This window comes from Paenibacillus sp. FSL M8-0334 (assembly GCF_038000405.1).
GTDB lineage: Bacteria > Bacillota > Bacilli > Paenibacillales > Paenibacillaceae > Paenibacillus_AQ > Paenibacillus_AQ campinasensis.
The window spans coordinates 1,366,894-1,393,649 of the sequence record NZ_JBBOCH010000002.1 but is presented as its reverse complement, the minus strand read 5'-3'; the positions used below and the strand labels follow the sequence as shown (position 1 = coordinate 1,393,649).

The window sequence follows — 26,756 nt, the reverse complement described above, 5'->3', positions numbered from 1 at the left end:
TCACTGGGCCGCACCTCTCTTCCTGGAACAGTACATACGCTAGACGAAAGCCAGAATGAAAGCTGTACGTTCAAGATACGTACAGCTTTCATCTGCTTCCCCTATCGGTTAGTCAACGACAACGCCGTCTTCACCGAAGGATTTCACCGCAGCTGCTTTAACGGCGTCATACATCTCTTGAGGTGTAATTTCATCTGCGAGCAATGCCTGAAGCTTCGGTACGATGACCTCGGTTTCAATTTTGATGGCTTCCGCAGCGAGTTCTGTAGGAATATCCGTGCGAGCCGCCACGGCTTTGTCCATCATCGCCTGGTCTGCTTTCAGGTTATCCTCGTTACGAGGGTATTCTTCAAGCACTTCCGCATTGCGAGCGGACTCTGTAATAGGAGATAAGAACAGTTCATTGCTGTAGTTCGCCGCGATCGAACCGGAAGACAAGTAGTGCATCGCTAACGCAATATTGTGGATATGCTGCTCTGTCGGCTCTTTTTTGCCACGAAGGGCGATGTAACCATCCACCACCGTTGTCGGCACATAATCCGCACCGTTGAAGGTTGGGACAGGCAAGGCGATATATTCAGCTTCGATGGAATCGGCTACGGCAGAGCCATCGTTTGCTTGAATTTTCTCATTGTTCAGACGAGCCGAGTTCTCGAAGCTTGCTAGACCTTTACCTGTAATCATCGTTTGACCTGTCAGGAACATGTTCCAGCGCTTGCCGGCATCAATCGAGCTCAGCTCTTTCGGCATCGAACCGTCATCGATCATTTCACGAATCGCTTCAAGCAGACCGAGGAAGTTTTTGCTGGTGTATGTGAATTTCAAGTTTTCATCAAAGTACTCTGGCAATCCGGCCGATTTCGCCATAATGCTCAGATAGTCCTTCGAGGTGACGCCAGCGGTTGCGAATACGAAGCCGTAACGGGTGGTTTCGCCACTTGCATCCTTGACGACGCCGGCTTTGATCGCTTCACGGAATTCTTCGTAAGTCCATCCGTTCTGCTGTACAGATCTCCAGTCGATTCCCGCTTCCTCAAGGAACTGCCGGTTCCCGCCGATCGAATGGATGGCCATGTAAGCCGGCAAGCCGTACTGCCCATCCCCCAACTGGAAGTATTGCAATGGAATTGGATCATAGTCTGCAATTACCTCGTCGGTAAGGACATCGCTCAGGTCTACAAGAACATCAAGCGCTGCATACTTGGAAATGGCTGTAGAGCCTACCCATGCGATATCCGGCGGAGATCCGGCATTAACCTGAGTATCCAGCTTTTGCGTCATATCCTCCCAGCTCGCAGGTTCAATTTTCAATGTCAAATGCGGATACAGCTCGTTGAATTCTTTTTCCATATCTGAAAATCTTGCTTGGTAATTCGCGGACACTGGCGGCAGCAATGCTGTGATTGTATCTTTTTCCAGCTCGCCACCGCCGTTGCCGCTAGATCCGCCTGTGTTCGCGGATGAATCAGAATTTGTGGAACCCGGACTGTTATTGTTGCTGCCTCCGCAAGCTGCCAATAATGACACAAGCATCATGACGGTTAACAACAGCGTGAACCTGCGCAATCCTTTTTTCATAGATACATGCCTCCCCATTAATAATTGCATCCAACCTGGTCTTCCTCACTTCACCTAACTCGACATCTGAGCATGAATGGCATGCTTTAAGCGGCCATCATGCTGAGTTAGCGCTTGTTCTGCCTCGCTGGCTTCCAGTCCTGTCTTCACCATCATAATGGCGAGTTTGCAGTTCATCGATGCCTTCTCAAGCGCAGCAGAAGCGGTAGCAGCATCTACGCCGGTTGCTCTCATAATGATGCGAACAGAGCGGTCCACAAGCTTGAGGTTGCTTGCCTTCAGGTCTACCATTAAGTTGTTGTAGGTTTTCCCCAGCTTCACCATCGTGCAGGTGGTGAGCATATTGAGCACAAGCTTCTGGGCAGTTCCTGCCTTCAAACGAGTGGAGCCGCTAATGACCTCTGGACCCACAACCGGTGTAATGGCCACATCAGCAATCGGTTCGATCTTGGAGCCCTTGTTATTGCATACCGCAATCGTCGTTACCCCTAACTCCTTCGCTCTCGTTAATGCGCCGATGACAAAGCGCGCACTGCCGCTAGCCGATATGCCGATGACCACATCTTTGTTTGTTACACCAATGCTGTCAATTAGCGACATGCCTTCTTCCAAATTATCCTCGCAACCTTCAACCGCATTTCGCAATGCCGTGTCCCCGCCCGCGATATACCCCTGTACCAAGGAAGGGTCCGTGCCAAACGTTGGCGGACATTCAGAAGCATCCAATACGCCTAATCGTCCAGATGTACCTGCTCCTATATAAAACATCTTCCCACCATGAGATAACCTTTGGTGTAGAATATCTACCGCCTTTGCAATTTGCGGAATTTCTTGTGCGACAGCTGCCGGCACCAGCGCATCCTGTTGATTCATAAGCTGCACCATCTGTTCGGTGGTACACTCATCGATCGACAAGGTATCCGGGTTAATGGCCTCCGTTGTCAATCCCGCAAGGTAGTCATTCATGGTCTCCCTCCTCGTTGTTATTCCTAACATTCTCTTTACTTTATATGTTAGTTTTTTTAACAATTCCTATATTTCTATCTTAATTTACCGCTTACACACCGTCAATACTTTTTGAAATAAAAATTCAAATAAAAATAAAATTCCGATGTTTTATTTCATTACACACAAAAAAAGACATCAATCCGCAAATGCGATTAACGTCTTCTTTCCCATAATACAGATTAATGTCGGTGCTTTTTCAATAAAATATTGTGCGTTTTCTTCAAATGGACCTTAACATGTTCATATTCCGCACTGGCTACACCCGCAAACAGGATGTCGATGATCGTCAGCATGGCAATGCGCGAACCCATTGCGCCGCTGCGAATCGTCAGCTCGGGAGTAGAGATGCTTAGCACAATATCGGCTTTTTCCGCGAGCTCACTTCGGGTGTACTTGGTGATGGCAATGCACTTCGTTTTGTTTCGTTGCGCAATATCCAGCGCGTCCAGAATTTCGACGGTTTCACCTGAGTTGGATACGAAGATAGCAACGTCCTGCTCCTCCAGCAGGGTGGCTGCCGTCAGCTGGCTATGGCCGTCTGTATAGGAATGACATATTTTGTTAATCCTCGAAAACTTCTGCTCGCCATCCATGCACACTAACCCTGAAGCGCCAATGCCAAAAAAAGCGATGCGCTTGCTGGAGCGAAGCGCTTCCACCGCTTTCGCGATCTGCTCACGATCAATGACGCTGAGCGTATCCTCGATGGACTTGCAATTGTTCAAGGAAATATTCGAGATGATCGTCGAAAGATTATCGCCAGGCTGGATGTCGGTATACTGCGCCTTCTGATCCTCATCGCGAGAGCCGAGTGACGCGGATATGCTCACAATAAAATGACGATAGCCGCTATAGCCCATCGTTTTGCAGAAGCGAAGCACGGAGGCATCGCTCGTTTTGCTCGCTTGTGCGAGCGCCTTGATGGAAAGATGAGGAATCTCCTCGGTGTTCTCCAAAATATAATCTGCCACCATGCGTTCAACCGGGGTCAGACTATCCTTCATGTCACGAATTTTAATTAACACATTGTTATTAATACTCATCATCTACCTACTCACGATTGTATTCTATCCATCTCCATCATAAGCAAGACTACAGCATCACTCGCTGAATGATATCGTTCATCTGGCAACGCCCGTGTGCGATTCACAGTTCGACTAATTTTGACTATTTCGAGGATATCATTCGCTCACGCAAAAAGTCAACAAGGTGCATCGCCCTCATCGTCTGCTGTGGCTGATGCTTCTCAATGCCAAGCTTCATCTGCAACAGGCAGCCTGGATTGCTTGTCAGCATATAGCTGGCCTGCGTGTTGTTGGCATGCTCCATCTTATGCGCAAGGATGGCTCCGGCCATCTCAGGCTGCACGACATTGTATATCCCTGCGGAGCCGCAGCAGCGATCCGCATCCACCATCTCGATGTACTCGGTATTGGCAACCTTCTTCATCAGCACACGCGGCGCATGAGCGCCTTTCATCACATTGCGTAAATGACAGGAATCCTGATAGGTGATCTTCACTTCTTCCTGCCCGGCCGTCTGCTCAGCAAATCGCAACGGGTTCCCCCTTGTTACGAGAAGCGTGCTCACATCGATGACGCGTTCTGCAAACCACTTTGCATCCTCACGATAATGATCATCCTGCATCAGCAAATGATCGTACTCCACCAGCAGCGCGCCACAGCCGCCCGCATTGGATACAATGTAATCGATATCGAGCTTCTTGAACACCTCAATATTGGTCTTGGCCAGCGCTCGTGCATCGTTGATCTCGCCGCTGTGCGCATGCAGCGCCCCGCAGCATACCTGCGCATCCGGAATATACACATCGAAGCCAGCCGCCGAAAGCAGCTCCACCGTGTTCACGTTCGTGCCTGCAAACATCACATCCATAATACAGCCGCGGAACATGGCAGCCGTGCCCACCTTCTCGCCTTGGGCCGGGTAGAAGGTGCCAAGCCGCTCAACAACGCCCTTGCTGCTTGCTGGCGGCATAATGCTCTCCATCTCAGCCAGATGCTTGGGAAACAGCCTCATCATGCCGCTGGCTCGCGCCATTTTCTTCAAGCCGGACTTTTGGTAGAGGGCAAGCGTGCCGCCCAGCAGCTTCAAGCTGCCGCGCTTAGGGAATACCTTTTTGAACAACGTATTGCGCAGTATCTTGACCGGTGCGGTATAATGCGCATGCTCCGCTATCGCTTCCTTCGTCTGTTCAATCAGCTGACCATACTTCACATCAGCCGGACAGGCCGGCTCACAGGCGCGGCAGCCCAGACAGAGGTTCATCTGATCCTTGAACTGCTGATCCGGCACCATCAGTCCGTCTACAGCCGCCTTCATCATGGCAATTCGCCCGCGCGGCGAGGCCGGCTCCATCCCGGTTTCATGAAAGGTAGGGCATGCCGGCAGGCAAAAGCCGCAGCGCATACAGTTCGTCAGCTGATCGTAATCCAGCTTCTCCAGTAAGGTCCGCGCGAGCGGATTGCTGTGCTCAATAGCCGGCTTGCCGAATTTGCCTGTCGGACTAGCCATGATGAATCACCAGCCTCTTTCTCGTTTCCTTGGCAAACATTTTGCCCGGATTCAAAATATGATGCGGATCAAACGCCGCCTTAATCCCCTTCATAACCTCGATTCCCGCTTCGCCAACCTTCCATTCCAGGTATGGCGCTTTCACACTCCCGACACCATGCTCACCTGTAATCGTTCCGCCCAGAGCAATCGCCGCTTCGAAGATTTCGGCAAAGGCCTCTTCCACGCGGTGCACTTCTTCCGAGTCCCTGGCATCGGTCGTTGCGGTCGGATGCAGGTTCCCGTCACCAGCATGACCGAAGGTGGCGATATTGACGTTGTATTTTATCGCGATAGCATTCGTTCTGAGAATCATCTCGGCAATTTTCGAGCGCGGTACCGTCGCATCCTCCAGGATCGTAGTCGGACGCAAGCGCGCCAGTGCTGTAAATGCGCTGCGGCGTGCCGTCAATAGCTTCTCTGCTTCCTCGCGCGTTTGTGCGATCTCCAAGCGATCAGCCTGCTCTTCGCGGCAAATGGTGTAGATGGCCTCGATATCCCGTTCGACCATTTCCGGCTCGCCATCCTGCTCGATAATCAAAATGGCAGCCATATCGAGCGGCAGGCCGATTTTGGCGAAGTCATCAACTACGCGGATTGTCGGATTGTCCAGTATTTCCAGCGTGGCAGGAATGATGTGCTGCTGAATAATTTTAGATACCGTACGGGCGGCACCATAAATGTCCTTATACATCGCAACCATCGTTTTTTTCGTTTTGGGCGGCGGAATGAGCTTCAGAATCGCTTCGGTAATGACAGCCAGCGTTCCTTCGGAGCCTACCAGCAGCTTCGTCAGATCATAGCCAGCCACATCCTTTGCCAGCTTGCCGCCGGTATGAATCACCGCGCCGCTCGGGAGCACGGCTGTTAGGCCTAACACGTAATCCTTCGTGGTTCCATATTTCAACCCGCGCAAGCCGCCCGAGCATTCCGCGATGTTGCCGCCAATCGTTGAAATCTTCATGCTGCTCGGATCCGGCGGATAGAACAAGCCGAGCTCCTCGATATGCTTGCTGAAATGGCCGGTAATTACTCCCGGCTGCACCGTCGCGGTCAAGTTCTCCATATCCACCTCAATAATTTGGTTCATGCGATGCATAACCATGACGATTCCGCCCTGGAGCGGGGTTGTGCCCCCGCACAGATTGGATCCCGAGCCTCTCGTTACAATCGGAATCCGGTTCGCGCTGGCGATCTTCATAATTTCGCTCACCTGCGCTGTCGTTTCGGGATAGATCACCCCGTCCGGCAGCGCCTGCAGCATAGGTGTTCCATCATAAGAATGCGTGATCAGCGCCTCCGGATCCGTTCTGAAGTACTTATCGCCCACGATGGCTTTAAGCTGTTTGCTCATCGATTCCGTGATCATAAATAGCCTCCTTAAGATTAAGTGAGCAGGTCATCTGATGACTTTATGGTTGATTATAGCGGAACAGCCATGTACAGTATAGGCATATGCTACAAATTTTTGGAGGCCGTATGCAATCCATTAAAGTTGAGACCGAAAAAGGACATGAAATTGTAAAGCGAATGATCCTCTCCCAAATCGAAGATGGAACACTGCAGCCGGGGCAGCGCCTGCCATCGGTTGTTGATCTTGCAGCTGCATATGGCGTTGGACGTTCCACGATCCGCGAAGCGCTTAGTGCGCTGAAGGCGACAGGATGGATCGACGTCAAGCATGGGGGAGGCACCTTTGTGAGCAAGTTGCTTCCGACCGTTCATAGCGATGCCAAGGATCCTTTTGCCGATGCGGATGATTTGAAGGAACTACTGGAGGTGCGCATTTATCTGGAAAGCGGTGCGGCGGCCAGCGCGGCGAAGCGCCGAACCGAGCAGGATCTTGCTGCCTTGAAGCAAATTGTTACCGTTATGGAGCTGGCGCTGGAGCAGGATGACACCGCACGGAGCGAGAAAGCGGATATCGACTTCCATCTCGCTATCGCAAGCGCGTCACACAACCAGCTGCTGAACGAGCTGATGCAATCGCTGACGAGCAAGCTGACGGAAACGATCGGCAAATCGAGACAGCTGTGGTTTTTCGAGGATAAGTCCTCTGCCAGTCAACTGCTGAAGGAGCATCAATCCATCTACGAAGCGATTGCAACCCAGGACGCTGAGCGTGCAGGCCAGCTCATATCGGCTCATCTGCACAAGGTCGATATGGTTCTGAAACGAGGCGGGCGCTACGATGGCACGGGCCGGGCTGAATGAGGCATCGCTGTGCGCATGAAGCCGACTCGCGATCCCCTTAATCTCCTGAACCGCGCGTGGTCAGATCATGAAGCGATGCCTCCACTGCCCCTCTCCTCGCTTTATGTTAGAATAGAAGGATAGTTTGAAGATGGAGGCTGTACATATGAACAATTTCGAACAGATGCTGGAAAAATACGCGGAGCTCGTCATCAAGGTTGGGGTTAACATTCAGCCCGGCCAGGTGCTAATCGTGCAAGCTCCCTTGGAAACCGTGGAATTCACGCGGCTGGTTGTAGCCAAAGCCTATGACGCAGGGGCCAAATACGTTCAGGTGGAATGGGACGATGAGCGCATCACTCGCCTCCGGTACGAGAAAGCGCCGGATGATTCCTTCGGATACTACCCGAAATGGCAGGCAGACATGATGGAGCAGCTGGCCGAAGGCGGCGGTGCCGTTCTGCATATCAAGGTGCCGGATCCGGAGCTGTTCCGCGGCATCGATTCCTGGAAAGTATCAACCGCTGTGAAAGCCGCGGCGGTGGCGCGCGAGAAATACCAGTCTTATGTCCGCAACAACCAGGTCAGCTGGTCCCTCATCAAGGCCCCAACCCGTGCCTGGGCGGACAAAGTGTTTGCGGATCTGCCGGAAGAATCGCGCATTCAGGCCATGTGGGATGCTGTCTTCCTGATGAACCGCGTCGGCAGTGACGATCCGGTCGCCGCCTGGCGTGAGCATATCGCAGAGCTGAAGACAAGACAGCAATTTATGAACACCAAGCGCTATAAAAGCCTGCATTACCGTGCGCCGGGCACCGACCTGCGCGTGGAGCTGCCCGAAGGCCATCTGTGGCTTGGCGGAGGCGACGAGAATGAGGCCGGCGTTTATTTTGTAGCCAACATGCCGACCGAGGAAATCTACACGATGCCGCTGCGCACCGGGGTGAACGGCACGGTCACCAGCACGATGCCGCTCAACTTGAACGGACGTCTCGTGGAAGGCTTGCGCTTCACTTTCAAGGACGGTAAAGTGACCGACTATGATGCGGTATCCGGCAGAGAGCATCTGACTTCCCTGCTCGAAACGGACGAAGGAGCCGCCTATTTAGGCGAGGTCGCACTGGTGCCGCATGATTCACCGATTTCCCGTCTGAACCGTATCTTCTATAATACTGGCATCGATGAGAATGCTTCCTGCCACTTTGCGCTCGGCAGCTCCTACCCGGTCAACATCGAGGGCGGAACGAAGCTGAGCAAGGATGAGCTGTTAGCCAAGGGCGCCAACGTCAGCCTGACGCATGTCGATTTCATGATCGGCTCCGCAGAGCTGGACATCGACGGCGAGCTGGCCGACGGCACGGTCGAGCCTGTATTTCGCCAGGGCCGCTGGGTCTGAGGTTTAACATAACGAAGAGCTGTGTGTGAGCTCGAGGCTCTACCGGACCTGGAGGCTATCGACCCTAGTGATCAACAGCAAAAAAAAAGACAGCCGCGGCTGTCTTTTTTTTATTCACCGATAAGCGGCGGCAGCCCTCTTCTTCATGAATGAAAACTGCCCGCCTTCTGAATCCGATCAACAATGTGCTCTGCGGTCTTCTCCCCGTTCGCAATGCAATCCGGAATGCCTACCCCATAGTAGGAGCAGCCAGCCAGAATGACATTGGGATACCGTTCTGCCACCTTATGCTCCAGCGCTTCCACCACCTGCCGATGCTTCAGGTGATAATTCGGCATATTGTTATGCCATTTCGTGACCTCGGCCGCAATCGGCTCGGCCGTAATCCCGATGCTGCGCCTTACGTCCTCCATCGCAATCTCTTTCAATTCTTCGTCCGAGCGCCCGATCAAGTCCTCATAATGCGGGTTCGAGCTTTTGTAAAACAGTCTCAGCAGCAGGTGCCGCTGACCGGACGTGTGCGCCCATTTCCGGCTTGTCCAGGTACAGGCGTCACATCGTACGTCCGAATCCTTGCCCGCTATAAATCCTGTGCCATCATAGGCTAATTGTCGATCTTCAATATCATAGCCCATATAGACGCTGATGAGCGACTTCGTGGCGAGCTGATCAAAATCGCTTAATTCCGGGTCTGTGAGCAGCTGCTTTGCCGCCTCAGCCGGCGTGCTGAGCACCACATAATCGGCTTCCAGTCGTTCACCGCTGCTAAGCGTAATCTCGTACCGCTCGCCAGCTCGGGTCAGCTTCTCGGCAGCGACGCCTTTGCGAATGTCTGTGTCGGACAAGTGCGCCTCCATCGTATCCAGCAGGACCGACATTCCGTTATGAAAGGAGATGAATTTTTTGGAGCCATTGCCCAAAAACTTCTGTTTGTTCTCCGCAAGCCCGCCCATGATGCTGCCATACGTATTTTTATAATCCAGCAGGTATGGAAATGTCGAGGCAATGGTCAGCTCATGAAGCTCCCCCGAATACACGCCGGACACAACCGGAGCAATCTGGCGCTCCACAAGCTCCTTGCCGAGAAACGCCTCCAGAAACTGCCCCAGGGAATCCCGCTCGGTAAAACGGTCGTTCGGGGTGTAGTAATCCTTGAGCGCCTCCACCTTGCCCTCGGCTGACACCAGCTCGCTCTCGGCTAGTGCTTGCAGACTTAGCGGAATGCCAAACACGCTCTCCTCCGGAATCTTCTTCAACCCGTCCCGGGTGTAGATATACGATGTTCCCGTCGCATTGTAGGCAACCTGATCCGTCAGTCCCAGTTCCTCCAGCAGCGGAGCCACATTGGACTTCCGGGCAACGATGGAATCGGCTCCCGTCTCCATAATGAATTCGCTGTCGCGCAGAGTTCGTATTTTGCCTCCGAGCGTATCGCCTGCTTCGATAAGAATGAGCCGCGTGTCCGGATGGGACGGCTTCAACGCTTTATGCAGATAATATAATGTAGAGAGGCCGGTAATGCCTCCGCCAATAATAACGATTGTCTTCACGCCATATACACCTCGATATGTAGGTTCGATCTTCCATCATACACGATACTTGTATTGTTCCCATCTTATAAGTATACCATAGGGCGCGTCTTCCCCAAGCCCGCCATTCCTTCAATTATGTGAACGCTGCCGCTGCATCGCCCTAGTCCGCATCATCGCCCAGCTGATATTCCCCAGCTGCCAGGTGGCCTGACGAATGCCTCTTTCCCGCCGTGAATAAAGAAAAGCTCTGCGAACAGGTTCGCAGAGCTTATACAGTGGGAAGCGTTGTATCCTTCGCTTGCCAACTACGCTATCGATGGTTGTCTCACGAAATAAGTCCGGCTGTCCCTTCCTTATTTCTCTCTTGATGGTCCATGGGTATCAGCATCCTTTCGGTTCCACTAACGCCAAAACGTCATTGATCCGTATTGGAGATGATGGTTTCGCTTCCCACTTGTCATATATATACCCTCACCGGTTATGATGAAACACCCTCATGCAAGATACAATCCCGCTTTAATCCCGTCCGAGCACTTCAAGCAGCGCTGGCGGGAGACTGAACTTCTGGTTGTTAATCGTAATGCTCCGCAGCTCTTCCAGCACATCTTCAGTCTCCGCATCTTTGATCGCCTGAACCTCATGGTTCAACCGCTCCATCTGCCGGTCCAGCGCATTCGCGGAATCTGCCGCCAGCTTCAGCTCTTTCAGCAGACGCTCGGGCACATCTTTATTGTATTTGTAGAAAATTTTATGCTCCAGACTTGCCCAGAAATCCATCGCAATGGTGCGGATCTGAACTTCCACACAAACCTTCTCCAGCCGATCGGAGAAAAATACCGGCACCTCCACCAGCAAATGCAGACTCTGGTACCCGTTTGGCTTCGGATTTTGAATATAATCCTTCACGTTCAGCACCGTCAAATCACTCTGGTTCTGCAGCATGTCACTGATTTTATAAATATCGGATATGAAGGAGCACGTGATGCGCATCCCTGCAATATCCTTAATGTTCTCTTCAATCGAGGTCAGGGAGATGTTGCCCCCTTTGCGGATCAGCTTCTTCATAATGCTTTCCGGCGATTTGAGCCGGGTCTTCGTATGTTCGATCGGACTGTAATCATGAAGCGCTTGAAACTCTTCCTTCAAAATTTCAACCTTCGTCTCGATTTCATCCAATGCGAATTTATATTTCATCATAAATCGCGTGATTTCATTTCGGATCATTTTGATTTGCTCGAGCTGCTGATTGGTCATCGCAAAACTTCCTTTCGATTATCGGGCTAAAATGCGATTCTAAATAAGTCCCTTCCTAATTGTAGTTGATTCCAATGGCCCATCGCAACTTTACCCAGGACGCCCGGCCCCTGGCCACAACAAAAAGCCCGCACCCTACGAATTATAGGCACAGGCTTATATGTCTGCCTTCAGTCATGCGATACATGCTTCATATCGAAGCCTTCTGCATTCGGCAACAGGCGGCAGCACTAAATATCGGAACGATCTGATCCTTCTACATACGGCTGTAGCGGCTGCGCAGCTCTGCAATCCTGGCGTGGATGCGAATCGGAATCTCTTGCCGAAGCGCATCCCATGTTGTGAAGCTGGCAGGGTCCAGTTCATAGGCCTTGAACTCATATGTCGGCGTGAAAGCACAGGACTGGAGATACGCTCGTACCCAGCCATCGATTTCATCATTCGTGGAGAAGTCCTCCGCAAACATGTCGTTGACGAGCAGCCCATCGTTGCCCGCCAGCGTGGTGCAAGCCGCGTCCGCCTGCGGCAGCAGCTCGAACAGCTCCGGAATCGGGGAGAAGGCATGTTTTCCAGGCTGTGAATACAGCTTGACCTGAGTCTCGCCGATCAGATTGCTTCGGTCTTTGCGCAGCCCCTTCAGCACGGCTCCGTGATTGCTCACCTCACAATCCAGCACGCTTCCGTCCTGGCCTACATAGACCCATACATGCTCCAGTTCATACAGATGCCCGATCTCATAGTCCCACCATATGGCATACTCCACGATGTAACCAATATCCGGCTCCCGGAAATCGAACGAGCGACGGAAGGACGGCGAAGGTCCCGGCTCGTACAGCACCGTGATGGCCACCTTGTCCGGATAAAACGGCTCCTTCAGATCAAACATGAGCAGCGGCGCGTATTTCTGCGCGATCGCCGGCACATCCTCAAGCTTCATATTCCCTACCCCATCCCTATTATCATTGATAGATGATATCCGTCCTATGCTTCCATCTTCCAGCTGCCAGCTGCCCGCACCGCGCAGGCCGCCGCATAATGAAACAGCCAGCGCCCGGAGCTTTCGCTCTACGGGACGCTGACTCGCAAGATGCTGCCATCGATTTAGCAGAAACGATCCGGAAACTAAGAAACCTTTTGCCCCGGCAGCTTGCTCTCGATCTGGTCTATGATATCGAGCAATCCCATCGGTTCATGAATGATGTAATCCGGCACCTCGGCCTCATCGGCAGGCGTCTTCGGATAACGAGGGGACCAGTCAATGAACACACTCGCGATGCCAAGCTGCTTCGCCCCCCGAACATCCCGGCTTAAATTGTTGCCCACCATCACGATGCGGCCATAGTCTTCCGGGCCAAGATCCATCGCGCCTACCGCCGCCTTGAACATGCGCGGGCTCGGTTTCTCGGCTTTAATCGTCTCGGAATAGATCAGCGCTTCGAACAGATCATATAGATCATGCTGCTGCAGCAAATTTTTAAACGACTGCGCTCTGCCGTCGGCAACAAGCGCCAGCCGATAACCTCGCTGTACCAGCGTCTTCACCATCGTATCCGCCCCGGGGATCAGTTCTCCGCGGATGACCACGCCTTCTTCATCAAAAACTTCCGTCCCCTGATCAATAAGCGTATCACCGCAATCCAAAAAAACAATCAATTCTCTCTCGCTTGTCTCCACTGGCATAAGTCCGTCCACCTTTCTGTCGATACATCATTCATTAAACCCTGTCTATGTTCGGGGAACGTTAGCTGCGCGTTAAACCTGCATGAAGATTTCCTGCACTGCCTATTCGAGCAGCGCAGCTATCGCCTTGAGTTCCCCGAGCGCCTGCCTCTCCATCTCCAACACCCGGTTTATCCTCTGCATAGCCTCAAGCGACACTTCTTCTCCATTCGGCTGACCGCCATCCGGGAAAGGAAACATCGCGTGCAGCGCATTCCACTCGACAAGCATATCGCTGTAGAGCATTCGAGCGTTTCCGAAGCGTGTAGTCAGCTCTTGATGCTGCACATCCTCCTCCGGCCATGCCGCCATAAGCTCGGCAAAAAATTCCGCCGCATAATAGCGAGCATCCCGGATAACCGCGATATTGAATGCATGGCCATTCGGCTCCACCTTACGTGCCATCAGCGATTCCGCCCAAGCCTGATAGGCATCCAGGCCTCGCACAGCCGTCGAAATCACGCTTTCCCTCCCTTCATAGAGCTCGATAGCCGTTTCTAGCGCCCGCTGAAGCTGCTGCCGCAGTGTCAGATCAGCGGAGCCTTCAATCGCCAGCACAAAAATCTCCTCCAGCACACTGCGGCCCAGATGATCGTAAGGCAGCGTATCCACCCTGCCGCACGCTTCAGCATATAACACCCTGTCTTCATCATCATAACCGAAAATGACACCGAATTCAGGAAAAAATAGGTCCCAGGCCAGCACGGGATATCCGCGATTTAACGAACTGTGAATCAGGTCCAGCGCTTGGGGCAGCGTCTGATGAATGCTGCGCTTGCTCATGGCAGACTGATCCTTCAAATCTGCAGGCATTAAATTGGTGTTCGGTCCGATCTGCTCAGACATCCCCTCCACGTACCTGGCTTGGATTCCGAGGTTGTGCAAGCCTCGCGGCAGCCCGTCGGTGAACTTATAGGCCGTCGGCCCGGCGATATGGACTTCCCCCGGAATGATATTTATCCGGAATGCATGTCCTGTAAGCCCCATCACCATCGGTAGGGATAATTTACGGTCAGTAAACTGCAGCAATTTGTAAGTTGCATCGGCAGCCGATGTCCATGTTCTCGTTTCCCGCAATGCCCCTTCATAAGGCAAAATCTTTTTAGCCATCATCCCCAAATCCCTTCTCGTTTTAATATAGGTGTCAACCGTCACGCGAAGGTTTTCCTGGACTACCTTTTTCCGCGATCTTGAAAGGATTTGATACACGTTGGATGAAGACAGATTGAACAGCCTTGCGATCTCCGCAGGGGAGAGCTGGTCGAAGAAATGCGACTCGAAGATGGCCCGCTCCCGAGGCTTCAAGCATTGGATAATATCGGTTAGCACGCGCAGCGTTTCATGCTTGATCAAGCGCTCCTCCGGCACATTTTCATGCTGAACCGCTTCATGGGCCGACCGGTTAAGCCTCCGAAGAATACCGTCTATATCCCCCGGGTCCGGAAGCGTCCCCTCTGCATGAAGGGCTCCGACTTCGGTGAACGTCTTCTCCTGTTGAAACGGCTTTGCCTTAAGCCGGGTGTAGGCCTGATTGCGAACAATGCGATGCACCCAGGGCAGAAATCGCGCGGGATCGACCAGCTTGCCCAGATGCATGAACGCCCGAATCAACGCATCCTGCACGATGTCCTCTGCCAAATAAGCCTCGCGGGTGATCGATCTGGCATAGCCGTACACCTCGGCGCGGTGGCGGCGCACAAGCTCGCCGAACGCCGCCCTTTCTCCGCGCTGTGCATGCTGAACCAGCTCATCGTCTTCCATCTCTTCCCAGCGCTCTGGGCCGTATACCATCTCTTCCAAATGTCCAAACCCTCTTTCATTTGATTGACTGTTTATAGGACTTCAGAAACGTCTGCTTTCTGACAAAAAAACGTAAAACTTATGCGACGATATTCGAAATTCATGCTTGACATGATCGCGCCTCAGAGGCGAAGAGGAAGTGAGAGGGACTGGAGAAGCAATGCGTTCACCTTTGTCCCCGGATCTCAACCGATGAAGAGTGAGTCACAAGAAATTTGGGGGCAACCGCGATCGGGAATCCCCTTATTCCCCGCGACGGCACACTTCACTAGAAGGCATGCACGGAGGTTATATTGAGTCAAATATTTCACATTTTTTTGGGGGTGATGGGTTGGACACAGCCGTTCATTAATGCGACAATATAGATTGTATGACTACATCTTAACTAGCAAGTAAAGCGCGTCCGCGTAACTGGAAAGGAACGAAAGCATGGCTCAATTATTTTACAAGTACGGAACCATGAACAGCGGCAAATCGATTGAAATTTTGAAAGTTGCCCACAACTATGAAGAGCAGAATAAACCTGTGCTGCTGTTCACTTCGGCCCTGGATGACCGGGATGCGGTCGGCTATATCTCCTCCCGCATCGGTTTTCGCAGAGAAGCAATCCCCATTTCGAATGACACGGACATTTTCTCGATCGTTAACAATCATACACCGAAAGTGTACTGCGTGCTCGTGGATGAATGCCAGTTCCTGGAGAAGGACAGCATCCTTCAACTGGTTCGGATCGTCGACGAGCTGGACATTCCGGTCATGGGTTTTGGACTGAAGAATGATTTTCGCAACGAGCTGTTTGAAGGCAGCCGCTGGATGCTCATTTATGCGGATAAAATCGAGGAAATGAAGACGATCTGCTGGTTCTGTGAGCGCAAGGCAACCATGAATCTCCGGGTGCTGGACGGTAAACCTGTCTATACCGGTGAACAAATTCTTATTGGCGGCAACGACACCTACTACCCGGTCTGCCGCAAATGCCATACCAATCCTCCTTTATAGGCAGCAGACATCATCGACACAAAAACGAAGTGCCACCCTATTCCTTCGGAAAGGAGCTGAGCAGCATATGCCCATTGTCAGGCCGCTTGTAACAGACCTGGACTTTCAAGAGGTGATGGATCGCAAGATCCCGATCCGGATTTTCCGGGACAACCATCTCATCGAAGCAGGAAGCCTGGTCATCCGGTTTACGGATGAAACGATCATTACCCAATCGGGAGTCAGCTCCCTTGGCTACTACAGCCGCGAGGAGTGCGAATTTTTTGAAATTCGAAAATGACCGCTGAACCCAAAACAAGGGCGCCTCACCATGAATGGCAGGGCACCCTTGTCTTTGCGTGTTAATGAATGCTTGATTTCTCCATACTCCCTCCCAGAACGTCCGCCACATTCTGAATGGATATAAAGGCATTTTTATCAATTTCCTGCACAACCGTCTTCAGCTTCGCCACCTCAAGCCGCGTCACCACACAATAAATGATCTGTGTCTCTTCCTGCGAATAACCTCCCTTGCCATACATCAAGGTGGTGCTTCGGCCCAGACGCTCCATGATGGCATTTGAGATTTCCTCGTATTCGCTGGATATAATCGTTACCGATTTGGACTCTTCCAAACCTTCAACCACAATATCCATCACTTTCGCAGCTATGTAATAAGCAAAAATTGAGTACATCGCCGAATCCGCGCCAAACACAAAACCGGCCGTAACAAAAATGAAGATGTTGATGAACATGATGATTTGGCCAACCGGCAACCGCAGTTTCTTGGACAGCAGAATCGCCACGATTTCCGAACCGTCAAGCGCGCCTCCATACCGGATCACAAGCCCCACACCTAACCCGAGCACAAGACCGCCGAACAGCACCGCAAGAATCTTTTCATGCGTAAACGGCTCGACATGATGCAAAAAGGCAGTTGTTACCGACAGAACCGCAATGCCATACAGCGTGGAGATGGCAAACGTTTTGCCAATCTGCTTGTACCCGATAAACAGAAACGGCAAGTTGAGCAGAAACAGGAACAGACCGAGTTTCCACGCCGTCACTTCCGAAAGAACAATGGATATGCCTGTGATGCCGCCGTCAATGATCGCGTTGGGCACGAGGAAAATTTCCAGCGCCACGGCCATCAGCACGGCTCCGATCGTAATAAAGATAAACCGTTTTAAAATTTCGCCCCAAGACATTTTTTTATGTTGTTTGACCATGCACCGAACTCCTTCTGTATCGTGTCATATAAGTATTGCTTGTCAAAGAAACATTTTATTAAACGCAAGCTGGACGTGTCAATCTTTTCATATAAAGACTGGACTATGGTCCAGTAAACTCGGCAGGGATTGAGCGGGGGCGAAGAAGCTTGGACCTATTATAAGGATCTACCATTCCAGGCATGCTATTCATATGTACGCAATCGGATGATACAGGTATTCTGACCTTTACAGCGAGGAAGGCTCCGGCTTGTACTCGATATTGGAAGAAAATATGCTATAATATGGATCAGAATAACAGACGATGTATGATGCGCCTGGAGAGACGGACAGTTACATAACCTGATTCATTGTAGAGGCTGCTCACGTGTATTGGAAGCGGCTGTTATTGTGGTGTTTGTTAGCTGGACTCGATCCTCCCCGATATATGCAGATCGTCGTATTATTAGGCTACAGGGAGAGGATCTTGATCATCATGGAATGGTTGCATAATGTATGGACCCATCTTAAAGATATCGACATGAAGCAGGTAGAAACCTGGCTTCAGCAATATTCCAGCCTCGGGCCGCTGCCCGGCATACTGCTGCCGTTCATCGAAGCGTTTCTGCCTTTCTTGCCGCTCATCGTGCTGGTCATGGGCAATTCCGCCGCCTACGGCCTCTGGTGGGGCTTCCTGCTATCCTGGATTGGCGTGTCCGCTGGCTCGATCGTTGTGTTCTGGATCGTACGCAAGCTCGGAGGCACGCTCGGACTGCTCATACAGAAGCGCATGCCGGGATCACAGCGGTTCTTTCACTGGATTGAAGAGAAAGGATTTACCCCTATCTTCATCCTGTACTGCTTTCCGTTCACGCCCTCTGCCCTCATCAACATTGCAGCAGGCATCAGCACCGTATCGGCAAGCACATTTACGATCGCCGTGCTGGCGGGCAAATCGGTGATGATCTTCATGGTGGCTTTCATCGGACACGACTGGCGCGCTTTTGTTGAACAGCCGTGGCGTCTCCTGATCGCGGCTGCCGTGCTGTGGCTGCTCTGGTATATCGGCAAAAGGTTTGAGAACCGGTATCATGATGAGGGATCTCGTGCGTGACATTTATAATCCCCTTGGCTTCCGGCAAAGTATGCCGCTGCCCTTATGATCGCTAGCATGGATGATTAGGTTGAGACCTTATAAAAAGGCTCCGCCCTTCCCTTAAAGGGATAAGCGCGGAGCCTTTCTGTTAGCCTTCCGTTTACTGTTAGCCTTCCGTTTACTGTTAGCCTTCCGCTTTCTCTTGAGCCTGTTTACGTTCACGCTCCTGCTTCAAGGCAGGTTTCAGATCATCGGCAACACTCTTCTCCCACAGGGAGACGCCCGAGCGATAGGCTGCCCGGCCGTTCAGATGTCCTGCCACCGGGGCGGTAATGAATACAAACACAATCCCGAGCAGCAGCTTCGCACTGACGTGATCCAGATAGAAGGTAAAGTACAGGAACGCTCCTGCCAGAATGAGCAGGACGCCAAGTGTAGCACTTTTGGTAGCGGCGTGCGATCGCAGATACACATCCGGCAGGCGAATGAGGCCAAATGCGCTCAACGCCCCAAGCACCGAGCCAAGCAGTACAATCAAGCCGATCAGAAATTCACCGATTTGGCTCATCGCGTTCAATGACATCACCCCTCTCTATATATCTGGCCAGCGCCGTAGTACCGATAAAGGTTAGAATCCCGATCAGCAAGATGATATCGAAATAGACCTGCGTCCGGAACAGCATGCACAGCACCGCGATCATCGACAGCAGCAAAATGCCGATCGTATCCAGCGCAATAATCCGGTCGTTCATCGACGGCCCCTTGATCAATCGGTACAGACAGCCGAGAATGGCAAGCGAGAGCACGACAAGCGATGTAATCAGAAATCCATCCATCATGACCGGGTCACCTCCTTGATCGCCCGCTCGAATGAGCCGCGAATTTGTTCTGCCAGCTCATCCTTGTCATTGATGTCCATCGCATGAATATAGAGCATATTCCCTTCGCGGGACACCTCCATCGTCAAGGTGCCCGGCGTAAGGCAGATCAGACAGGATAGAACGGTAATCTCCCAGTCTGTTTTCAGCTCTGTTCTGTAAGCGAAGATGCCCGGCCGAATGTTCAACTTCGGACGCATAATCTGTCCCAGCACTGTAAAACTCGATTTCACAAGCTCCTTCAAAAACAGCAGCAGTAGAAGAATTACAGACCACAGCTTGCGCAGATAGAAGGAATTCGGCCAGAAACGGCTCAACAATCCGATCATCAGAATCCCGACCAGATAGCCGATCACAAACTGCTGAAAAGACCAGTGATTCTTCAAGAACATCCATACCAGCGCGATGATGATATTTAATACAATTTGATGGCCCATATCCTCTACTCCTTTAATACGGCTTCAATGTATAATGATGGATCCGAGAGCACCGCACCGGCCTGAGTAGCCAAGGAATACACCCACTCCGAGCCAACTCCGACCGCAACCACCACCACAGTCAGCCCAATCGCCGCAACGTAGGCCGAACGGTGAATCGGTGCCGGTTCAGCTTGGTCCATCTCTTTGCTCTCACCCCAAAACGCGGCCATAAACACCTTGATCAGGGAATACAGCACCATCAGACTCGAGGCAAGCGCCAAAGCCGTCAGCCAGTAATGCCCTTCGTCCAGGCCGCCGCGAACCAGCAGCACTTTGCCGAGGAAGCCGCTCAGCGGCGGAATGCCGACAAGCGCCAAGGCAACGATAAAGAACATCCAGCCTACCGCCGGATAACGACGCATCAATCCGCCCATGCCGCCAAGCTTGTCGGTTCCTGCCCCGGCAATCAGCATGCCGCCGAGAACGAATAGAAGCGCTTTGGCCAGCATGTCGTGGATCAGATAGAATACCGCGCCGTCCAAGGAATCCCGTGTCGCAACGGAGATCCCGAAGGCGATAAAGCCTACGCTGATAATGATATTGTAGTTGAAGATCCGCAAAATATCTTTATAGGCTACAACACCGAAGGCTCCGAGAATCATCGTAGCCGCCGACATCCAGCCGATAATTTCATGGATGCCGCCCGTATCATGATAGAAAATGAGCGTAAACGTTCTAAGAATGGCATACAGCCCCACCTTGGTCAGCAGAGCACCGAACAGAGCGGAAACTGCGATTGGCGGCGCGCTGTAGGATCCCGGCAGCCAATAGAACAGGAACAATCCCGCCTTCAGTGCGAATACAATCAGGAACAGAATGCCGATCACCGACAGTACGCCGACCTGCTCCACCTCTGCGATGCGCTGGGACAGATGCGCCATATTCAGCGTGCCGACCGTGCCGTACAAATACGCTACACCCGCTACAAACAGCGTAGACGAAATGATGTTGATCAGCATGTACTTCAGCGTTTCTCTAAGCTGACGCTTCGTACCGCCGAGCACAATCAAGGCATAGGAAGCGATCAGCATCACTTCAAAGCAGACGAACAGGTTGAACAAATCTCCCGTCAGGAAGGAGCCGATTACGCCTGCCAGAAGAAACTGATAAAAAGTATAAAAATAATGCTTCTCTCGGTCTTCTCCAATCGTCCGGAACGAATAGAGCAAACAGCCTGCGGCTACAACCATCGTTGTGAGCACAAGCAAAGCCGCGAGCATATCGGCCACGAATACGATGCCATGCGGCGGAAGCCATCCGCCCATGTACAGCGTCTGAATACCTTCGGCATGGACCTGATATACCATAAATCCGGCAACCGCGATATTCACCAGCACGCTGATAACACTGATCCAGCGCTGGGCGGATATGTTGCGGGTCAAGAAAATAAGCACAATCGCTGTAAACAGCGGAATAATTAGCGGGAGCACCAATACATTATTCATCTTCCCGCCCCCTCAGCTCTTCCATATCGTCGGTGCCCAGGCGCTGATAAGCCTTGTACGCCAAAACAAAGAAAAAGGATGTTACACCAAAGCTGATTACGATCGAGGTCAAAATCAGCGCTTGCGGGAGCGGATCCGCATAGGCAGCCGCTTTCTCCCCGAGCAGCGGAGCTGCTCCGGTCTTCAGTCTGGACATCGTGAGCAGCAGCAGATGAACGCCGTGGGTTAACAAGGATGTGCCCAGAATGATCCGCAGCAGGCTCTTGGACAGAATCTGATACAAGCCCACGGCGAACAGAACGCCGATTGCAAGTGCCATATATAGTTCCACGGTTAGTTGTCCCTCCCAATCGAGTTGATAATCGTCATCGTGACGCCGACGACAGCCAGGTACACCCCGAGATCAAACAGAACGGCGGTGGCCAGCTCGGTCTCCCCAAGCAGCGGCAAGTCAAAATAATCAAAGGCATGGCTGAGAAACGGCGCGCCGAACAGGAAGGATCCGACCCCGGTCAGCAGAGCAATCATAAGACCGATGGCAGTCATTCTGCGGAACGACACAGGAATGATGTTTTTGGTCATATCCATGCCGTAAGCCATAGAGAGCAGCACCAATGCAGCTGTTGTCATCAAGCCGCCAATGAAGCCGCCGCCCGGCTCGTTGTGACCCGCCATGAACAGATACCAGGAGAACGCCAGTACGATAAAGATGACGACTCTGGAAATGGTGCGCAAAATGACATCATTGCTGTTTGGCAAATGAAGGTCGCTTGCAGCCTCCCTTTTTCCCAGAACGCCTTCGCCCGAATCCACCTTGATCAGGGCAAAGATGCCCAGGGCGGCGATGCCAAGCACCATGACTTCGAGCATCGTATCAAATCCCCGGAAGTCTACCAAGATGACGTTAACGATATTTTTCCCGCCCGCGAGGGTATAGCTTTCCTTCACAAAGAACTCGGAAATCGATTCAAACGCCCGGTCGCTGCTGGCTGCAAGTGCGATTAATGTGACTACGGCACCCGCGCCAGCAGAGATCAACAGATTTTTCCATTTCAAACTCATGGCGACCTTCTCCCGCTTCAGCTTCGGAAGATGATAGAAGCACAGCAGGAACAGCATCACCGATACGGTCTCGACAATCATCTGGGTGAGTGCCAGATCCGGTGCGCGGAAGAGGACAAAGAACAGCACAACCATGTACCCTATCGCACCTGTCAATATAATCGCCATCAGACGCGTGCGAACGAATGGCAGCACAATGGCCGGCACGACCAGGCCAATGACCGCTGCAGCTTCGTAGATGGACATCGGCGCAAATTCTGATATGTCAAAACGAATATGGTCCGTAAGCAGCAAGCTTCCACCCAGCACCGCGATGAAAAATACAAAGATATAGAGCACATAATGACGGAGCGAGCCTGTCATATAGCTCTTCGTTACCGATCTGCCGCCGCCTTCAAGCGAGCGAAGTCCCCAGTCATACAGATGATTCAGGGACAGCTTGCGGGTCAGCGCCGTGTTCAGCACCGCCAGCTTGCCATGGAGGAAATACAGCAGCGTACCGACAATAATAATGGCGATCGTCATGAATATCTCCGGCGTCCAGCCATGCCAGAATTCAATTTTCACATTGAAGCCACCCGGCTGGAGCAGCGACGGATGGATCGATGCCATGGCAGGCTCGATCAGCGAATAGCTGAGCAGGTTCGGGAACAGGCCGAACACAATCGCCAGGGAAGCCAGAATGACCGGAGGAATCAGCATGCCGATCGGGGCTTCGTGCGGCTGCTTCTCCAGCTTGTCGGACTGCAGGCGTCCAGTGAACGTTCTGAACACAAGAATCATGCTGTATACAAACGTGAACACACTGGCAATCCACGCCACAATAGGAATCAGCACTCCCCAGGTCTCTACATTCCAGAATTCCATGCTTGCGGCATGAAGAACTGCCGTGAAGAACATTTCCTTACTCAGGAAGCCGTTAAACGGCGGAAGCCCCGCCATCGAGAACGCCCCGATGACAGCCACCGTGAACGTGATTGGCATCAAGGTCATGAGGCCTCCGAGTCTTCGAATGTCCCGGGTTCCCGTCTCGTGATCGACAATGCCGACCACCATAAAGAGCGCGCCCTTGAATATCGCATGGTTCATCAAGTGGAACACCGCAGCTGTCGTTGCCTTAGTGTAAATGAGCGTATCTACGCTTCCCGAGAAATAAGCCGCGGCTGAACCGAGTCCGAGCAAGCTCATAATCAGTCCAAGCTGGCTGATCGTCGAGAATGCGAGCAGCGCTTTAAGATCGGTCTGCTTGATGGCACGGACCGAAGCGTAGATCAGCGTGACAAGTCCCGTTGCCGACACGAGCCAGAACCACAGGCTGTGTCCGGCAAACACCGGGCTAAGACGCGCAACAAGATAAATTCCCGCTTTAACCATCGTGGCGGAGTGCAGGTATGCACTGACCGGCGTCGGCGCCTCCATCGCATCCGGAAGCCAGATGTGAAACGGGAACTGAGCTGATTTTGTAAAGGCACCCAGCAGCACAAGAATCATCGCCGGAATGAAGAGCGCATGATCTGTGATCGTATGTAGATTAGAAATAATCTCCCGAACGCTGAATGTGCCTGCCATCACGTATAGCAGGATAAATCCTGCAAGCATGGCCAATCCGCCAAATACCGTGATCAGCATAGATTTCAGTGCGCCATAACGCGATCTGTCCCGGTGGTTCCAGAAAGCGATAAGCAGGAAGGATGATATGCTCGTCATCTCCCAGAAGCCATACAGCACCATGAGGTTATCCGACAGCACAACACCGAGCATGGCGCCCATAAACAGCAGCAGGTAGATGTAAAATCGGTGAACAGCTTCTTTGTTTTTATCCATATAAAAAATGGAGTACAGTACGACAAGCGAGCCTATCCCTGAGATAAGCAATGTGAATATGAGGCTTAACCCGTCCAGATAGACGGTAAAGTTAATGCCGAGCGAAGGGATCCACTCCAGCACCTCATGAACCGGATTCCCGGCCTGAATCGAAGGGATAAGACCAAGAAAATACACAAACAATAGAACCGGAACCGGAAGAATGAGCCAACCGGTGTGGATGCGCCTTGTGATCTTATAAATCAACAGTACCACCAAGGCTGCGATGAAAGGTGCCATAACGGCAAAATGCAGCGTTGACAATCTCTACTCCTCCTATAATCCGTTTTTTTCTCCTACACTAGTATTCCCCGATTTTTTGGCAAAAGACCCCCCAGAACGCAAAAAAAGCCCGCGTGTTGGCAGGCTCCTCCAGGTCAAACAAATATGCTGTTTATGTCACACTGAAAATCAGTATATCTTTAGTTTTACATTTTGTCAAAGGGATGCGGACGAATGAAAATGGCCCGTTCAGGAAATCACTTGAGGAAAAGGAGTGGTTTAATATGCGATCCAGAAAAATCGTCGTATCCGTACTTATCTTTGTGCTGATCCTGGCCTTCGGCGCCTGGGCAGAGTCGAGATTACAGGGGCGTTACAGCCAGCCCACCGTCATACCGGAGGGTGAATTCAATGTGCAAAATTATGAGACGGGGTACGACCCGCTATTCTCTCCGGAGTTCAGGCCGAGGGAGTATATAAAACTGATTCGTCCGCGCCAGGAGGAGCCGGCGAGACAGCCTTAATCGGGCTGGGAAAGCCGACAAGGCAGCAAACCAGAGACTTCCTCCTTATCCATCGATATGAAAATTCGGCTGACTCGATTTCTTCCGCCCTCTGCGTCTGAATAACATCACAATCAGCGCGATAACAAACAGCACCGCCAGAATGCCGAAGGCAAAATACCCGCACTGGCTAATGAATGTGCTAATATGAGCGACGACCTGATCCCCGAGAAACCGGCCGATCGAGAAATAAAGGGTCGTCCATATCAGGGAAGCAGCGTAGGAGAACAGCGCAAACCGGATATACTTCATCCCCTTCATCCCTACCGCGTAAGGGGTGACATTCCGCAGAATGGGCAGAAACGCGCTGATGCATATCGCATAGTTTCCGTATTGGCGCGTGAGCCGTTCCGAGAGCCTCAGAAAACGTCCAATCGCTTGGCGGTCCGCGTACCGTTCAAGCAGCCTGCCAGCCGTATATCTGCTTAACGTGTATCCAACGGTGGCGCCGGAGCATACTCCCAGATAGATCATGAAAAAGGATGGTGCTGTCGCCAGCAGTCCTGAAGCGGCCAGAGCTCCTCCTGTCATGGCCACCACCTCGTTCGGGACCGGAAGCCCGACAACTCCGAGGCATAGTACAAGAAATAATGCGTAGTGTCCAAATTGCTCGATAAACATCAACAATGTATCCAAGCAGGTGGCCTCCTAATCATAGCGGCTTCATATATTGTTCTAGAATATATGAAGCGTTCTCACCTAACAACAGACCATAGTTTTGGATGATAACCAGACCTTAGACCAGGGAACCGGCAGCTTGAGCAGTTTTTATAAATTTCTGAACGCTTGGATGAATGGATCCGGATCCTCCTTAACCGTGTATGCATATACGCCCTGCTGGGTGTGCAAATACAAGAATCCCTCCGTGCCTCCGCCCATCTTGCGGTAGGACAAGTCAAACACCTGCGCAATCGGGAACTCCCTGTAGGCGGTGACAACCCGGTCTTTGTACAAGTACATGGTTCGCTCCTGTTCCACGGTCCGCTGCTCAATCGCAGTCACTTCTCTTCGAATTTTGTAATACGTCTGGACGGCAATCCAGGACATCGCGCTCCCTCCAGGTGAATATTTGGGTATGTATCAAGCCTTGTCCTTCTTGCTGCGGGAACGGCTGATCCGGTCCAGTAGCTCGAGCGCCCCAATGAACAACACAAACAAAATGAATAACGCAGCAGCCTTCCACGGCTCGATGAGCCCGACTGCAGATGTTGTGATCCCTGCAGCCCCTACAATAATGATACCTAGAACAGACAGCTTCCAACCTGTAAACATCATAAATTCTCCTTGCTTGACGAGAGATAGCCAAATGGTTAACCCCTATTATACTATTACCCTGCGCCGATTTCGAATGTAACGGACATGAAAAAAAGCACTTGCCTCGTCTTCGAGGGCAAGTGCTTTGGGGTCTTATGCAAGCATAGATCAAGGCATCGTCGACGGTGCCGTCCGCGTTTGCGGCCCGATCTTCTTCAGTGGAATACGATGCATTTCCGCCCAGCGGGAGAGCTCGCCAACGCCTTCACTGTCCTTGTCCTTGAACTTGAAGCGGCAATGCATCGGGGTGACTTGCTTGCCTCTAAGGCTCAGCTCAAACGTCGCCTTGCCGCATCCTGAAATGCGAATTTCCTGAACTTGCTCAGCCGATACCGACGTTCCGTTAACAACAATTGTGTCCGCATTCGGATCGATCTCGATTTCCCGTTTGATCAGTCGCGCGTAGCTTTCAATGACCAGCCCTGCCGCAATGATCACATTGATCCCCATCTGGATATAGAACAGAACCGGATAAGCAAATGCCGTCCAGGCCGCAACCTGAAACATGGCGATGCTGACCAGCAAAGAGACAAGCAGCACATCCTTGATGCGGGTGGAATATTGAATGGCGTATTTCAATATCATCAACTCCCATTA

The 26,756-nt window shown here is 51.9% G+C and carries 27 protein-coding genes; 6 read left to right on the top strand and 21 right to left on the bottom strand.

Annotation, left to right across the window (positions count from 1 at the left end):
* Nucleotides 1-108 precede the first annotated feature (108 nt).
* The 5 genes from MKX64_RS20565 to MKX64_RS20545 all read right to left on the bottom strand — a co-directional run bounded on the left by MKX64_RS20565 (nucleotide 109) and on the right by MKX64_RS20545 (nucleotide 6,526).
* On the bottom strand, nucleotides 109-1,578 hold the full coding sequence (locus MKX64_RS20565) for an ABC transporter substrate-binding protein (RefSeq protein ID WP_155618448.1): 1,470 nt from the start codon (nucleotides 1,576-1,578) through the stop codon (nucleotides 109-111).
* A 54-nt stretch (nucleotides 1,579-1,632) separates the two neighbouring features.
* Nucleotides 1,633-2,544: an N-acetylmuramic acid 6-phosphate etherase gene (gene murQ, locus MKX64_RS20560; protein ID WP_155618449.1), complete on the bottom strand. Its 912-nt coding sequence runs from the start codon at nucleotides 2,542-2,544 to the stop codon at nucleotides 1,633-1,635.
* 221 nt (nucleotides 2,545-2,765) lie between these two features.
* Nucleotides 2,766-3,629 carry a MurR/RpiR family transcriptional regulator gene (locus tag MKX64_RS20555; protein ID WP_095265425.1) on the bottom strand — a complete coding sequence of 288 codons (864 nt, stop codon included), beginning with the start codon at nucleotides 3,627-3,629 and terminating at the stop codon, nucleotides 2,766-2,768.
* A 124-nt stretch (nucleotides 3,630-3,753) separates the two neighbouring features.
* On the bottom strand, nucleotides 3,754-5,118 hold the full coding sequence (locus MKX64_RS20550) for a (Fe-S)-binding protein (protein ID WP_341037198.1): 1,365 nt from the start codon (nucleotides 5,116-5,118) through the stop codon (nucleotides 3,754-3,756).
* Nucleotides 5,111-6,526, bottom strand: a complete 1,416-nt coding sequence (locus tag MKX64_RS20545) for an FAD-binding oxidoreductase (RefSeq protein ID WP_095397364.1) — start codon at nucleotides 6,524-6,526, stop codon at nucleotides 5,111-5,113. Before MKX64_RS20545 ends, MKX64_RS20550 begins: the two co-directional genes overlap by 8 nt.
* A 110-nt stretch (nucleotides 6,527-6,636) precedes the next feature.
* Here MKX64_RS20545 and MKX64_RS20540 point away from each other — a divergent pair, with 110 nt between their 5' ends.
* On the top strand, nucleotides 6,637-7,371 hold the full coding sequence (locus MKX64_RS20540) for a FadR/GntR family transcriptional regulator (RefSeq protein ID WP_341037196.1): 735 nt from the start codon (nucleotides 6,637-6,639) through the stop codon (nucleotides 7,369-7,371).
* A 145-nt stretch (nucleotides 7,372-7,516) separates the two neighbouring features.
* Nucleotides 7,517-8,746 carry an aminopeptidase gene (locus MKX64_RS20535; RefSeq protein ID WP_095265420.1) on the top strand — a complete coding sequence of 410 codons (1,230 nt, stop codon included), beginning with the start codon at nucleotides 7,517-7,519 and terminating at the stop codon, nucleotides 8,744-8,746.
* 143 nt (nucleotides 8,747-8,889) lie between these two features.
* On the opposite strand, the gene MKX64_RS20530 is transcribed toward MKX64_RS20535, so the two are convergent.
* The 5 genes from MKX64_RS20530 to MKX64_RS20510 form a co-directional block, all read right to left on the bottom strand.
* Entirely contained in the window at nucleotides 8,890-10,296 is a 1,407-nt protein-coding gene (locus MKX64_RS20530) for a protoporphyrinogen oxidase (protein ID WP_095398845.1), read from the bottom strand.
* A gap of 498 nt (nucleotides 10,297-10,794) precedes the next feature.
* Complete coding sequence (locus MKX64_RS20525) at nucleotides 10,795-11,532, bottom strand: GTP pyrophosphokinase (RefSeq protein ID WP_095266310.1); 738 nt, start codon at nucleotides 11,530-11,532, stop codon at nucleotides 10,795-10,797.
* Nucleotides 11,533-11,788: 256 nt separating this feature from the next.
* The gene (locus MKX64_RS20520; RefSeq protein ID WP_341037194.1) at nucleotides 11,789-12,469 is read right to left on the bottom strand and encodes a hypothetical protein; all 681 of its coding nucleotides are present in this window, start codon (nucleotides 12,467-12,469) and stop codon (nucleotides 11,789-11,791) included.
* Between the two features lie 185 nt (nucleotides 12,470-12,654).
* The gene (locus MKX64_RS20515; protein ID WP_095266308.1) at nucleotides 12,655-13,212 is read right to left on the bottom strand and encodes an HAD family hydrolase; all 558 of its coding nucleotides are present in this window, start codon (nucleotides 13,210-13,212) and stop codon (nucleotides 12,655-12,657) included.
* A gap of 102 nt (nucleotides 13,213-13,314) precedes the next feature.
* The gene (locus MKX64_RS20510; protein WP_095266316.1) at nucleotides 13,315-15,042 is read right to left on the bottom strand and encodes an RNA polymerase sigma factor; all 1,728 of its coding nucleotides are present in this window, start codon (nucleotides 15,040-15,042) and stop codon (nucleotides 13,315-13,317) included.
* A gap of 438 nt (nucleotides 15,043-15,480) precedes the next feature.
* On the opposite strand from MKX64_RS20510, the gene MKX64_RS20505 reads away from it, so the two are divergent.
* Nucleotides 15,481-16,050: a thymidine kinase gene (locus MKX64_RS20505; protein ID WP_095266307.1), complete on the top strand. Its 570-nt coding sequence runs from the start codon at nucleotides 15,481-15,483 to the stop codon at nucleotides 16,048-16,050.
* 67 nt (nucleotides 16,051-16,117) lie between these two features.
* Nucleotides 16,118-16,330 (top strand): hypothetical protein, encoded by a 213-nt coding sequence (locus tag MKX64_RS20500; RefSeq protein ID WP_095266306.1) that lies wholly within the window; start codon nucleotides 16,118-16,120, stop codon nucleotides 16,328-16,330.
* Between the two features lie 61 nt (nucleotides 16,331-16,391).
* Here the strand turns inward: MKX64_RS20500 and MKX64_RS20495 are convergent, their stop codons facing one another.
* Nucleotides 16,392-17,258 carry a YitT family protein gene (locus tag MKX64_RS20495; protein WP_095398844.1) on the bottom strand — a complete coding sequence of 289 codons (867 nt, stop codon included), beginning with the start codon at nucleotides 17,256-17,258 and terminating at the stop codon, nucleotides 16,392-16,394.
* Nucleotides 17,259-17,730: 472 nt separating this feature from the next.
* Here MKX64_RS20495 and MKX64_RS20490 point away from each other — a divergent pair, with 472 nt between their 5' ends.
* Nucleotides 17,731-18,351: a TVP38/TMEM64 family protein gene (locus tag MKX64_RS20490; RefSeq protein ID WP_095266315.1), complete on the top strand. Its 621-nt coding sequence runs from the start codon at nucleotides 17,731-17,733 to the stop codon at nucleotides 18,349-18,351.
* Nucleotides 18,352-18,517: 166 nt separating this feature from the next.
* Here the strand turns inward: MKX64_RS20490 and mnhG are convergent, their stop codons facing one another.
* Genes mnhG through MKX64_RS20460 form a run of 6 tightly spaced genes read right to left on the bottom strand, consistent with a single transcriptional unit; the run spans nucleotide 18,518 to nucleotide 24,324 of the window.
* Nucleotides 18,518-18,901 (bottom strand): monovalent cation/H(+) antiporter subunit G, encoded by a 384-nt coding sequence (gene mnhG, locus MKX64_RS20485; protein WP_095266304.1) that lies wholly within the window; start codon nucleotides 18,899-18,901, stop codon nucleotides 18,518-18,520.
* Nucleotides 18,885-19,172 (bottom strand): Na(+)/H(+) antiporter subunit F1, encoded by a 288-nt coding sequence (locus MKX64_RS20480; protein ID WP_095266303.1) that lies wholly within the window; start codon nucleotides 19,170-19,172, stop codon nucleotides 18,885-18,887. Before MKX64_RS20480 ends, mnhG begins: the two co-directional genes overlap by 17 nt.
* A complete protein-coding gene (locus tag MKX64_RS20475; protein ID WP_095266302.1) occupies nucleotides 19,169-19,648 on the bottom strand; it encodes a Na+/H+ antiporter subunit E in 480 nt (159 codons plus the stop codon). Before MKX64_RS20475 ends, MKX64_RS20480 begins: the two co-directional genes overlap by 4 nt.
* Nucleotides 19,649-19,653: 5 nt before the next feature.
* The gene (locus tag MKX64_RS20470) at nucleotides 19,654-21,135 is read right to left on the bottom strand and encodes a Na+/H+ antiporter subunit D (RefSeq protein ID WP_155618454.1); all 1,482 of its coding nucleotides are present in this window, start codon (nucleotides 21,133-21,135) and stop codon (nucleotides 19,654-19,656) included.
* Nucleotides 21,128-21,466 carry a Na(+)/H(+) antiporter subunit C gene (locus tag MKX64_RS20465; protein WP_095266300.1) on the bottom strand — a complete coding sequence of 113 codons (339 nt, stop codon included), beginning with the start codon at nucleotides 21,464-21,466 and terminating at the stop codon, nucleotides 21,128-21,130. The genes MKX64_RS20470 and MKX64_RS20465 overlap by 8 nt, the downstream gene beginning before the upstream one ends.
* Before the next feature lie 2 nt (nucleotides 21,467-21,468).
* Complete coding sequence (locus MKX64_RS20460; protein ID WP_095266299.1) at nucleotides 21,469-24,324, bottom strand: Na+/H+ antiporter subunit A; 2,856 nt, start codon at nucleotides 24,322-24,324, stop codon at nucleotides 21,469-21,471.
* A 242-nt stretch (nucleotides 24,325-24,566) separates the two neighbouring features.
* On the opposite strand from MKX64_RS20460, the gene MKX64_RS20455 reads away from it, so the two are divergent.
* A complete protein-coding gene (locus MKX64_RS20455; RefSeq protein WP_095398842.1) occupies nucleotides 24,567-24,806 on the top strand; it encodes a hypothetical protein in 240 nt (79 codons plus the stop codon).
* Nucleotides 24,807-24,851: 45 nt separating this feature from the next.
* Here MKX64_RS20455 and MKX64_RS20450 read toward each other — a convergent pair whose 3' ends face one another.
* From MKX64_RS20450 to MKX64_RS20435, 4 genes are all read right to left on the bottom strand, one after another.
* The gene (locus MKX64_RS20450) at nucleotides 24,852-25,481 is read right to left on the bottom strand and encodes a DedA family protein (protein ID WP_095398841.1); all 630 of its coding nucleotides are present in this window, start codon (nucleotides 25,479-25,481) and stop codon (nucleotides 24,852-24,854) included.
* A gap of 132 nt (nucleotides 25,482-25,613) precedes the next feature.
* Nucleotides 25,614-25,892: a hypothetical protein gene (locus MKX64_RS20445; RefSeq protein ID WP_095266296.1), complete on the bottom strand. Its 279-nt coding sequence runs from the start codon at nucleotides 25,890-25,892 to the stop codon at nucleotides 25,614-25,616.
* 33 nt (nucleotides 25,893-25,925) lie between these two features.
* Entirely contained in the window at nucleotides 25,926-26,120 is a 195-nt protein-coding gene (locus tag MKX64_RS20440; RefSeq protein ID WP_230875757.1) for a hypothetical protein, read from the bottom strand.
* A gap of 147 nt (nucleotides 26,121-26,267) precedes the next feature.
* Entirely contained in the window at nucleotides 26,268-26,744 is a 477-nt protein-coding gene (locus MKX64_RS20435; protein WP_244908225.1) for a hypothetical protein, read from the bottom strand.
* Between the last annotated feature and the right edge of the window lie 12 nt (nucleotides 26,745-26,756).